Below are 11,800 nucleotides of genomic sequence, written 5' to 3'. Positions count from 1 at the left end.
CCTGACCGGCAACTGTGAGCCCATGACCAGATTGAACTTCGATACCGTCGTGCTCGGCGCGGGCATTGTCGGCGTGTGTGTTGCCCTGCATCTGCAAAGGCGCGGCCGCCAGGTGGCCCTGGTGGACCGCAAGCTGCCCGGCAACGAGACCTCGTTCGGCAATGCAGGGCTGATCCAGCGCGAAGGCGTTTATCCCTATGCGTTTCCACGCGGACTCGGCACGCTGTTGCAGTACGCGCGCAACCAGTCGCCGGACGTTCGCTATCACGCCGATGCAATGCTCAAGGCCGCACCGTTCCTGTGGCAATACTGGCGCAATTCGCATCCCGCGAAACATGCGGCCATTGCGAAGTCCTACTCGCCCCTGATCGAACGTTGCGTGAGCGAGCATCGCGCGCTCGCCGCAGATGCCGGTGTCAGCGCGCTGATGCGGCCCACGGGCTGGATCAAGGTGTTTCGCACCGCAGCGGCACGCGACGCGGAAATCGGACTCGCCGAACGGTGGCAGCGCGAATATGGCGTGGCATTCGAAGCGCTCGACACGGCCAGCCTGCGCCGGGCCGAACCCGATCTCACCGACACCTTGTGCGGCGGCTTGCACTATCCGCAATCCGACTCCGTGAGCGACCCGAATGCGCTCGTCACCGCTTACGCCAACTATTTCGCCGCGCTCGGCGGGCGCTTTTTCATCGGCGAGGCGGACTCGCTTCGCGAGGGTTGGGAAGTGGATACGCAGGCCGGAACGATTACGGCTGCGTCGGCGGTGGTTGCGTTGGGACCGTGGTCGGCGCGTGCGAGTGCGCGTCTCGGCTACCGTCTGCCGCTCGGCGTGAAACGCGGCTACCACATGCATTACGCGCCCCACGCGGCGGCTCGCCTGAACCATCCGATCCTCGACGTCGAAGGCGGCTTCGTGCTGGCTCCCATGGCACGCGGCATCCGCTTGACGACGGGCACGGAAATCGCCCGTCTCGATGCACCCAGGACGCCGACCCAACTCGCAGCGGTCGAGCCCGTCGCGCGCACGCTGTTTCCGCTGGGCGAACGCCTCGACGCAGAACCCTGGATGGGCGCGCGCCCCTGCACCGCCGACATGATGCCCATCATTGGGCCCGCGAAAAATCACCGGGGTCTGTGGTTCTCCTTCGGCCATGCGCATCACGGCTTGACGCTCGGTCCCATCACGGGCCGCCTGATCGCCGAGATGATGACCGGCGAGGCGACCGTGGTGGACCCGCGGCCATTCAGGGTGGAACGGTTCTAGTCACCCCGGCGGGTCATGTCGAAGCCCGCGGTGGGGGGGCGCCGGCTGGTGAAACGGCTTTGCCATTGGCACTTCACGCGGAATCGATGGGGTCGCGCAGCGCGTCCTGCGACGCCGTCTGCGCAAGCTGCGCGCCGAATTGCAGGGCCGCAAGCTGGGCATAGAGCGGCGAACTCTGCAGCAGTTCCGCGTGACGACCCTGCGCCACGATGCGGCCTTGCTCCAGCACGATAATGCGGTCGGCCTGCTGCACGGTGGCAAGGCGGTGCGCGATCACGAGCGTGGTGCGGTTCTGCGCGGCGTTGTCGAGGGCCGTCTGGACCAGCCGTTCGCTGGCGGCATCGAGCGCGCTGGTGGCCTCGTCGAGCAGCAGAATGGGCGGATTCTTCAGGATTGCACGGGCAATGGCGATGCGCTGACGCTGCCCGCCGGACAACCGCACGCCGCGCTCGCCGAGAAACGTGTCGTACCCTTGCGGCAACGCTTCGATAAAACCGGCCGCGGCGGCCATTGCCGCGGCCTCCTGAACTTGCGCAAGGGTCGCGTTGGGCGCGCCGTAGCGGATGTTATCCAGCACACTGCCCGAGAAAATGACGGACTCCTGCAGGACGACGCCGATTTCCCGCCGCAATTCGACGAGCGGCACGTCGCGCGTGGCGACGCCATGGATGCGGATATTGCCGTCCTGTGGATCGTAAAAGCGCAGCAGCAACTGGAACAGCGTGGTCTTACCCGCACCGGAAGGACCGACCAACGCAACATGCTCGCCGCCCCGAACATGCAGCGACAAACCGGAAAGCGCGGCAATACCGGGGCGTGACGGATACGAAAAACTCACGTTGTCGAACTGGATGCCGTCGCCGTGCAGCGGCAACGCGACCGTGGTGGTGGCCTGCACGACCGGCGAGCGCGCTGCCAGCAATTGCAGCAAACGCTCGGTCGCGCCGGCGGCGCGCTGCAGATCGCCCCACACCTCGGCAACCGCTCCCACCGCGCCAGCCGTGAACACCGCGTACAGAATGAACTGCGACAACTGGCCGCCCGTCATGCGCCCGGCCAGCACCGCCTGCGCACCCAGCCACAGCACGAACACGATGGCCGAGAAGACCAGCACGATCACGACCGCGGTCAGCCAGGCGCGCGCCCGGATTCGCGTGAGCGCGGTCTCGAAGGCGGTTTCAACCGCGCCGGCAAAGCGGCGCGCCTCGAAAGGCTCCTGCGTGAACGACTGCACCGTCGGCATGGCGTTGAGCACCTCGCCCGCCATGGCGCTCGCGTTCGCCACCTTGTCCTGACTGGCGCGCGACAGACGCCGCACGCGCCGTCCGAAGATGACGATGGGCGCCACGACGACCAGCAGCGTGACGATGATGTAGCCGGACAGCACCGGACTCGTCACCACCAGCATCGCGACACCGCCGGTCAGCAGGAAGAAATTGCGCAATCCCAGCGACAGGCTGGTGCCCACCACGGCCTGGATCAAGGTGGTGTCGGCCGTCAACCGCGACAGGACCTCGCCGGTCTGGGTGGTCTCGAAGAACTGCGGGCTCATCTCCAGCACATGCTCGTAGACCGCGCGCCGCAAGTCGGCCGTCACCCGCTCGCCGAGCCACGACACCAGGTAGAAGCGCAGCGCCGTGGCGCCGGCCAGCACGAGCGAGACGACGAATAGCGCGAGGAAATAACGGTCGATGTGCGCGCGCTCGCCGCTGGCAAAGCCACGGTCGATCAGGTATTTGAACGCCACCGGCAACACCAGCGTGGCGCCGGCCGACGTCACCAGTGCGAGGAATGCGAGTGCCCAACGCCCGGCGTACGGTCGCAGGAAGGGAAACAGCGCAAAGAGCGGCGCGATACGCGGTGCGGGTGCGGGTGCGGGTGCGGGTGCTGCGGGGTCTGACATCGGGATTTCCGGGCGGAGCGAAGGTAATCCCGATTGTGCCAGTCTTGGGCATCCGAAGCCGGACCGTACTAAAGCGCGGCGGTAACGACGTGCTTGCCGCTGCTGTCCATCTGGATCAAGATCAGATGCACACTCAACTGGAATCCGCCATTCTCATGACAGATCACCCCGATCCGGATCCCGACGCCGATCCTGACCAGCTGAAAGGTCCCGGCGGCATGACCTTGCGCCAGATCCACGAACAGGTCCAGAAGAGCGTCCAGCGCGACCGCGCAGAGCACGCGCATCACGCACAGGCACCGCCGCAAAGCCGGTGGCAACGTTGGGTGCGCTATGTGTGGGGCCGCAGCGGCCGCCGCTAGTGGCGTGGGCCGTTTGCCTGTGAGCGCCTGTGAGCGTCCGTCTGCGCCTGTGAGCGCGCGTCGACCGCGTGGCCAACTCAGTCGGCGGCGGCCGCCTGCACGAGCGCGACGACGCTTTCAATGGGCTTCATCAACTCTGCAGAAGCCCCGTGGCGTGCCTGCAGGTAACTCGTCGCGTTATAGGAGAGCCAGACGCGGCTGTCGTCGTCCTGCCACACCAGCACCTTGAGCGGCAGATCGAGCGCCGCGGTCGGCGCCGCCTGCATCAGCGGCGTGCCGGCGCGCGGATTGCCGAACACCAGCAACTGCGACGGATTCATCGCGAGCCCTGCACGCTGCGCGTCCGCCGCAAAATCGATGCGGGCGAACAGAATGATCTGCTTCGCTTCGATCAACGAGGCGAGCTTATTGGCGGCCTCCTCCACCGAGCGATGTGTCGGTACGGTAACGATGCCGTTATCGGCTGCCTGACTGGACATGGTTTCTCCTGAGAGCGGTGCAACACAGATGGGTATGACACGAAGAGGTGAGCCCGAGCCGCAGCAACTGCAGCAACCGGAGCGACGGCTACAGACGGCTACAGACGGCTACATACTAGCGTTTTCCACCACGCGACCTTCCGCGCGCCAACGAAGCATGCCGCCCGCCAGGTTGGCCACGTCCTCGAATCCCGACTGCCGCAAGATGACCGTGGCCTGCGCCGACCGTCCGCCGGCCCGGCATACCGTCACGATCGGACGCTCCTTCGAGAGTTCGGTCACGCGCGCTGCCAGATCGCCGAGCGAAATCAGCCTCGCTGCGGGAATGCGTCCCAGCGCACCTTCGAACTCATCAGGCTCGCGCACGTCGACGATCTGCACGGAACGCAGATTTTCCTCCAGCCATTGAGGATTGATTTCCCAGATGCCCGCGAAGGTGTACGTCAACGGTGCCCAATCCGGCTCGGCCATCCGCGTGGGGTCGCTGGCGGCCATGCCGCATTTCAGGTTGGCCGGCACCGCGACATCAATCTGCTTGGGATGCGGCAAGCGCAGGTTGGTCATGTAAACGGAGAAATCGTCTTCGCACAGTTCGCCGCCAAGACGGGGGTTGAAGCGGCGCTCTTCGCCCACGCTCGTGACCGTCAAACCGCGGTAATCGTGAGCCGGATAAAGCAGACAGGTGTCGGGCAAAGTGAAAATCTGCTGGTGGACCGCCTGGAACATCGCGCGCGCGTCGCCATGCTGGAAATCGGTGCGACCTGTACCCCTGATCAACAGGCAATCGCCTGTAAACGCCATGCTTTCATCGTCGAGCCTGAGGCTGATGCATCCGTTCGTATGGCCAGGCGTGGCGCGCGCTTCCAGATGCCGGCCGCCGAATTCAACGCGGTCGCCGTGACTCAGATATCGGTCCGCGCCTTCGGCGCCGCTGGCGGCTGAAATCGCGATCTGGCTGCCGGTACGGCGTTTCAGCACCCATGCGCCCGTCACGTGATCGGCGTGCACATGGGTGTCGATGGTGTACAGCAGGTGCAATTCCAGTTCTTCGATCAAGGCGGTATCGCGGCGCACCTGCTCGAATACCGGATCGATCAGCAAGGCCTCTCCCGTTGCGCTATCCGCAAGAAGATAGGTGTAGGTAGACGATTGCTGATCGAATAGCTGCCGGAAAATCAACACGCTTTCACTCCATTACCTGGCATGCCTGAGCGAATCGCTCTACGCGAATTTCATTTCGGTTGGGCGACATATCGCAAGTAGGGCTTCACCGTCTTGAAGCCCTGCGGATATTTCCGCATCGCGTCCTCGTTCGAAACGGAGGTTGGGATGATGACGTCCTGTCCCGGCTGCCAGTTCACGGGCGTCGCCACCGTGTGCTTCGCGTTGAGTTGCAATGCATCGAGCAGACGCAGCACTTCGTCGAAATTGCGGCCCGCGCTCATGGGATACACGAGCATGGCTTTGACCTTCTTGTCCGGACCGATGAGAAAGACCGAGCGTACCGTGGCGTTGTCCACCGCGGTACGCGGGCCCCCGCTCGCGTTCGGGTGAATCATGTCGTAGAGCTTCGCGACATTCAGGTCTGCGTCTCCGATCAGCGGGTAATTGATCGCATGCCCCTGGGTTTCCTCGATATCGCTCATCCACTTCTGGTGGTCGCTGACAGGATCCACACTGAGTCCGATGATCTTGGTGTTGCGCGCGTCGAATTCCGGCTTGAGCCCCGCGAGGTATCCGAGCTCAGTCGTGCAAACCGGCGTGAAATCTTTGGGATGGGAAAACAGGATCACCCACTTGTCGCCGATCCATTCGTGAAAGCGGATCGTGCCTTCGGTGGTTTCCGCAGTGAAATCCGGAGCTTCTTCTCCTAGTCGAATTGACATCTCGATCCTCCATTGGGAGTCCCAAGGTTCGCGCGCCGCGATTACAGCGGCGTCCCCGGGTTGCCTGACCGTTTAGTCAGGCGATTGGACTACCTCGCGATCAGCCTCCGGCTGGTTGAACGGCATCGCGCAGGAGGGCTATCGGCGGACGCAGCGGATTCGATAGCCCTCCCCCAAAGCCGCGAAGCGGGGCAGGCCCCGGGACTCCCTGCGGGTCGCGTATATAGGGTAGAACAAAAGTGGCTTTCACCTGACTCCGATCAACCCTTAGAGACAAGCCGAGATTGTCATGCGACTGCTCCTGACAAAACCATGTATCGGGAAATCTGGAAACGGGATCCGTGCAGGATCCCGTTAAATCCTCAGGATCACTTGCCGCCCTTCGCATCGCTGCCGGAAACGGCACCTGGCATGTTGGCCGTATCGTTCGCTGCCTTGGTCGTGGTCTTGTGGGTCTTCTTCATGGTGTGAGTTTTGGTGCTCGGCGCCGAGCCGCTGGCGGCGCTCATTGCCGGGTCAGTGCCGCTCGGTCCCGCACCACCTCCACCATTCCCCCCTCCGCCGTTCCCACCTGCGCCTGCCCCCCCTTCGCCACCCGCCGCCAACGCGACGCTCGAGCCTAGCAATAAGGCCGAAATCAATACCACCTTCTGGATCTTCATGACCTACTCCTCAGTGACACTCCGGTTGTGAGCGGCTGCGCGTCGAATTGCGCGCAGGCCTGACCAGATTCAGCAAGGGCTGTGCCGTTGATCAAACGGTAGGCTGAGTGCAGAAGACGCGTCCTCACATGTCGCGAAGCAAGCGTGTGTAAAAGCGGCTATACATTCGTGCGGTCTTTCACAGCGCGTTGCCATGAAAGCGTCATGAGGGAAGGACGAGAATTGCAAGGACGCACCCCGCTCCACAGCGCGGATGACGAACCGCATTTCGACGACCGACCTCGGGCCGCAGCCCCTGACGCCCTGCGCGGCACAGCAATTGACGCCATTCCGACCTTCGCAGCGCGGCTCGGCACCCGTGTTCTGCCCGCTTCGCGCTGCTCCGATTCGCTTGCCCGTCGAGCGTCAGATACGAATGGGCACAGCGCTTGCTAAACACCATCGGTTTTGACTGGTGCCACTGCACCCACTGATGCCCAACCGCCGATCTATCTTTATCCATGCCGACGCCGCTCAACGTCTTACTGGTCGCCTCCGAGGCGGCCCCCCTTGCAAAAACTGGCGGACTGGCTGACATGGTCAGCGCCTACGGTGCCGCTCTCTGTGACGCCGGTGTCGCCGCATCGATTCTCATGCCCGCCTATCCCGCCGCGCTCCAGCAGGTACTCGGCGCGACCCGCGTGGCGAAACTTTCGGGACTTCCAGGCGGCGACGGCGAGATCATTCGCGCCTGCATGCCCGATACGGGACTTTCCGTGCTGCTCTTGCGGATGGACCATCTATATGCACGCGAAGGCGTCTATCAGGATCGGCACGGCCGCGACTACGTGGACAATCTCGTCCGCTTCGCATCGCTTGCGGCAGCGGCGGCGCGAATCGCACGCGGCGTGCGCGGCATCCGGCGGCCGGACATCGTTCATGCGCACGACTGGCACGCCGGACTCACGCCCCTCTATATGAAACTCGGAGGCGTGCAGGCGCGCAGCGTCTTCACCATCCACAATCTGGCGTTTCAGGGCAACTATCCGCTCGCCGCCGGTGCCTGGATCGGCGTGCCGCCTGAATTGCTGGTGCCGGCGCTCAGCGACGAGCGCAGCATCGAGTTCTACGATTCGCTCAGCCTCATCAAGGCGGGGATCGTCCACGCCGAACGTGTGACAACCGTGAGTGACCGGTACGCCAGAGAGATTCTGACGCCCCGCTTCGGCCATCGCATGGAAGGGGTCTTGAATGCAGAGGAGCATAAGCTCCACGGCATCACCAACGGCATCGACATGAAACGGTGGGACCCATCTGCCGATCCGTTGATCGCCAGTCCTTACTGCGCGGACAACGTAGCCGGCAAATATGCCTGTAAACGCGCACTGCAGCAGACATTTGGGCTGGCCCGCGAGCCGTTCGTGCCGCTCGTCGCCATCGGTAGCCGGTTGACCGGGCAGAAACTGGCAGAGGTGGTGGCCGACGCCATCCCCACCATGCTGGCTCGACACGACCGGCTTCAGTTCGCCGTTCTCGGTCAGGGCGATGCGCCAATCGAAGCCCAGATGCAGGCACTCGCGGCACGGTGGCCAGGCCGCGTGGGCACCCACATCGGCTACGACGAAACGCTCGCTCATAGGCTTCATGCAGGCGCGGACATGCTGCTGCATGCGAGCCGCTTCGAGCCCTGCGGGCTCACGCAACTGTATGCGATGCGCTTCGGTACGATTCCTGTCGCCTCGCGCGTGGGCGGACTCGCCGACACGATCTCCGACTACGCGCTCGAATTCGGCAAGACAAGCGCCGCGACCGGCTTCCTGTTTGAGGGCGAAACGGTCGACGACGTGGCTGGCGGCGTGGCGCGTGCGGTCGAAGCATTCAGGAATCCGTCGCTATGGCGCGCGCTGCAACGCAATGCGATGACCCGCGATTCGGGTTGGGGTGCAGCCGTCAAACGCTATGTCGATCTGTATTGCGAATTGACGGAGGCACGCCCGGTCGCACCGCGACCGCAGCCGGCCGTGGCTCCGGCCGAGACAGTTCGTGCTGGCTTGCTGCCCATGACCGCGAGCGTCGATCATTCGCTCGCAGCCGTCCGGTAGCACTCCGAAGCTCGAAGCGACAACGCTATGAGTCTATGAATCCGTGCCGGAAGACGGCGTGCGCAGAATCTCGTCCTGTAACTCCGGACGGACGGTGAAGAGCGGCTCGACCATCCATTCGTCGAGCCATTCGCGCCATTCGCTCCAGTTTTCGGCGAGGCAGAATTCATCGGCAATCGCACCGCTGCCGTCGTCCCGCAGGTACGCGTACACCACCCGCTGGCCGTTCCAGTAGGCAACCGCGCGATTCGCCAGGTCGGCAGTCGTGCCTAATGCGATGTCCTGCAAAATCATAGCCAGATTGTTTTCGAACTGTTCGCGGGTCATGACGATTCCCCCATGGATAACGGACCCGCAGCATGGACAATGCCTGGGACGCTTCCATGGCCCACGTGAGCCGTCGCGCCTGCAAGGGTGACGGCTTGTGGGCCCCTCAGCTATCTATCTTCGACATGACGGCGGTAGCCGGGTCATACTGGTAGCCCTTCTGGGCAAGTTGCTGGCTCATCGTCGCGGCGATCAGTTTTTGCTGTGCGTCCCGGGATATCAATTCGTGATCCGGCTTGAGGCGTTCCAGTTCCGATGCGAGCCTGCGCACCAGCGCGACTTCTCCCGTGCTACGCGCATCGACGAACAACATCCTCTCGCCAGCCTGACCCAGTCGTTGTTTGAGATCTCTGGCGTGAACCACCCATTGTTCGGCATTACTACGCAGATCGTTAAGCGCCTTTTCATGCGCTTTGGTCTGGGCCGATAGCTGGCGCTGCAATACCGCCACTTCCTCTGCACTCTCCGAATCATCCGCCCGGGCGCCTGGATGCGGACCACCTTGCGCGTCCTGTGCGGCGGCTTCAGCCAGTTCTGCCAGGCGTTGCGCCAACTGGGCAGCGTACCGTTCGGCGGCATCAGCCCGCTCCTTCGCTGCTGAGGCATCCTGAGAAACGCGGGTCAATTCGGCGCTCGCGGCTGCTTTCGCGTCATTGAGCGTGCCAAGTTGTTCGCGGGTTGCGTCGAGCTGCTGGCTGATGCGCTGCAGTTCATCGCGTTGCGTCGAAGCTTCAGCAAGCCGTGTCGCGGCTGTCTGATGTTCGGCGGCCAGCGCCGTGCGGGCTTCGTCCAGTTCCGCCTCCCGGGCGGCCAGGCGCGTGAGGCTGTCGTTTGCGTGTGCCTCGGCGTTTTGGGCGCGTGAGTTCGCCGCGCTCGCTTCCTGGGTCCACTTGTCGACTTCCTCGGACTTCGCCTGGGACGTGTTGCTTAGCATGGCGATCTGTTGCCGCGCGTCATCATGCTGCTGGATAAGTTGCGCAAGCTCATCGCTTTTGCTTCCGAGCGTCGCGGACAGCGCTTCACGCTCCCGCTGCGCTTTTTCAAGCGAGATCCTGGTGGTTTCCAGATTGGCGTTGTCTACCGACGCGCGGTGCAGCAGTTCCTCCACGCGCTGTTCGGCCAGTTGAGCGCGTGAGTTGGCTGCGCTCGACTCCAGCGACCATCGTTCGACCTCGTCAGCCTTCGTGCGATTGGCATCGCTCAAGCTGGCAATCTGCTGCAATCCTTCGTCACGCTCTTGCGCGAGCCGAATGAGCTCGTCGCTCTTGCCGGCAAGCGTCGCTGCCAACGCTTCACGCGCGCTGCGCTCTTCGTCAAGCGATGTTCTGGTGCCGTCCAGCTCGGCCTGTGCGCTCGACGCGCGTTGCAGGAGTTCGTCCACGCGCATCTCCGCAGCCTGCGCCCGTGTAGTGACCGCGCTCGCCTCCTGCGACCACTTTTCAACTTCTTCCGACTTCGCATCGCAGGCGGCGCTCAAACTTGCGACCTGTTGCTGGGCGCCGTCGAAATCCTGCGTAAGCCGCGCCAGTTCGTCGTTTTTGCTTGCTAGCAGCGTGGCCGATTCGTCACGTGCCCTGCGTGCATCTTCGAGTGAGGCCCGGGTCGCGTCCAGATCGCTATCCGCCACCGAGATACGTTGCGCGAGTTCCTCGCCGCGAAATTCGGCCGCTTGCGCACGTGTTGCGGCCGCGTTGGCTTCCTGCGACCACTTTTCGACTTCCTCCAACCTCGTTTGACAGGTGGCGCTCAGTGTCGCGACTTCCTGCCGCGCGTGATCCAGATCCTGGCGCAGCAGCGCGATCTCGTCATTTTTGCCCGCGATTAGCGTGGCCGACTCTTCACGCGCCCTACGCTCTTCCTCGAGCGATACGTTCGCTGCTGCCAGTCCGGCGTCCGCCATCGCCAGTCGCTGCGTGACCTCCTCGACACGCGCCTCGGCTGCCTGCGCACGCAGTGTGACCGTACCCGCTTCCTGTGACCACCACTCGACCTCTTCCGACTTCGCCCGGCACGCATCGCGCTGCGACGCCGCTTCCTGCCGCGAATCGTCACGCTCCAGCGTCAGTTGCGCGATCTCGAAGTCCTTGCCCTCGACGACGAGGCGCAGTTCGTCGCGCGCCCTGCGCTCTTCCGCAAGCGCCGCCAGCGTGGTTTCCAGATCGGCCTCGATCACCGCGACGCGCTGCACCAGATCGGCTTCGCGTGTCTCGGCCACATCGGCCCGACCAGTCGCTGTCGCGAGTTCCGCTTCGAGACGTGTGGCCATAAGTTCCGAACTGTTCAGCGCATCGTTCGACGCAGCGAGCCGCTCGCGGCCTGCATCGATTTCGTCATTCAGCCTTTGAAATTCGGCAAGCGCCTCGTCCCGCTCTGCCAATGCGGCTTCGACACGCTCGCCCATTGCGGTCAGGCGCGGATTGAATGCCTTCTCCGCTTCATCCTGGGACGTTGTCCAGATGCGCCCCGCGGCGCTCATGATGGCTTCGGCAAGTCCTTCAGGCAGGCCGGTCTCGACCTGCAGATCCGGCGTTCGGGGCTGGCGCGTTTCGCGCCAGCGTTCGAGCGCCGCCACGATCTCCACCAGCGAACCACCACGAGCCTCGGACCAGATGGTCACGGGGGACACGCGTTTGCCTGCTTCGACCATGCGATCGGCAATGGCCGCGACCAGCTCGTCGGTGATTAACTCTGCGTCTTTGGACATAAGCGCCTCAAAAATCGGTGTGGCCTGGCGAAGGATAAAGTCCCCGATACCTTACTACGTCGCGCGAAAGCGCCGTTGAAAGGGAAATGATGGGTGCCCGTCGCGGGCGTAATCTGGAACGCCGGCTGGCTC

Annotated in this window: 10 protein-coding genes; 2 read left to right on the top strand and 8 right to left on the bottom strand. The window is 63.7% G+C overall.

Going from position 1 to position 11,800, the window contains the following annotated elements; genetic code table 11:
* Positions 1 to 31: 31 nt before the first annotated feature.
* Positions 32 to 1,264 (top strand): NAD(P)/FAD-dependent oxidoreductase, encoded by a 1,233-nt coding sequence (locus P3T43_RS19930; RefSeq protein ID WP_429282847.1) that lies wholly within the window; start codon positions 32 to 34, stop codon positions 1,262 to 1,264.
* Positions 1,265 to 1,337: 73 nt separating this feature from the next.
* On the opposite strand, the gene P3T43_RS19925 is transcribed toward P3T43_RS19930, so the two are convergent.
* From P3T43_RS19925 to P3T43_RS19900, 6 genes are all read right to left on the bottom strand, one after another.
* Positions 1,338 to 3,167, bottom strand: coding sequence for an ABC transporter transmembrane domain-containing protein (locus tag P3T43_RS19925; RefSeq protein WP_429282758.1), 1,830 nt, complete (start codon positions 3,165 to 3,167; stop codon positions 1,338 to 1,340).
* A 68-nt stretch (positions 3,168 to 3,235) separates the two neighbouring features.
* Entirely contained in the window at positions 3,236 to 3,457 is a 222-nt protein-coding gene (locus P3T43_RS19920; RefSeq protein WP_429282757.1) for a hypothetical protein, read from the bottom strand.
* Between the two features lie 149 nt (positions 3,458 to 3,606).
* Complete coding sequence (locus P3T43_RS19915) at positions 3,607 to 4,008, bottom strand: DUF302 domain-containing protein (RefSeq protein WP_429282756.1); 402 nt, start codon at positions 4,006 to 4,008, stop codon at positions 3,607 to 3,609.
* Between the two features lie 108 nt (positions 4,009 to 4,116).
* A complete protein-coding gene (locus tag P3T43_RS19910; RefSeq protein WP_429282846.1) occupies positions 4,117 to 5,187 on the bottom strand; it encodes a rhodanese-like domain-containing protein in 1,071 nt (356 codons plus the stop codon).
* A 53-nt stretch (positions 5,188 to 5,240) separates the two neighbouring features.
* Positions 5,241 to 5,894: a peroxiredoxin gene (locus P3T43_RS19905; RefSeq protein WP_429282755.1), complete on the bottom strand. Its 654-nt coding sequence runs from the start codon at positions 5,892 to 5,894 to the stop codon at positions 5,241 to 5,243.
* 368 nt (positions 5,895 to 6,262) lie between these two features.
* On the bottom strand, positions 6,263 to 6,556 hold the full coding sequence (locus tag P3T43_RS19900; protein WP_429282754.1) for a hypothetical protein: 294 nt from the start codon (positions 6,554 to 6,556) through the stop codon (positions 6,263 to 6,265).
* A 500-nt stretch (positions 6,557 to 7,056) separates the two neighbouring features.
* On the opposite strand from P3T43_RS19900, the gene glgA reads away from it, so the two are divergent.
* Entirely contained in the window at positions 7,057 to 8,637 is a 1,581-nt protein-coding gene (gene glgA / locus P3T43_RS19895) for a glycogen synthase GlgA (protein ID WP_429282753.1), read from the top strand.
* A 33-nt stretch (positions 8,638 to 8,670) separates the two neighbouring features.
* Here the strand turns inward: glgA and P3T43_RS19890 are convergent, their stop codons facing one another.
* Entirely contained in the window at positions 8,671 to 8,964 is a 294-nt protein-coding gene (locus P3T43_RS19890; RefSeq protein ID WP_429282752.1) for a hypothetical protein, read from the bottom strand.
* Positions 8,965 to 9,070: 106 nt separating this feature from the next.
* A complete protein-coding gene (locus tag P3T43_RS19885; RefSeq protein ID WP_429282751.1) occupies positions 9,071 to 11,668 on the bottom strand; it encodes a DNA-binding protein in 2,598 nt (865 codons plus the stop codon).
* Between the last annotated feature and the right edge of the window lie 132 nt (positions 11,669 to 11,800).

Origin of the sequence: Paraburkholderia sp. GAS41, from assembly GCF_050436545.1 — a bacterium.
Lineage (GTDB): Bacteria > Pseudomonadota > Gammaproteobacteria > Burkholderiales > Burkholderiaceae > Paraburkholderia.
This window is presented reverse-complemented; position numbering and strand designations above follow the sequence as displayed.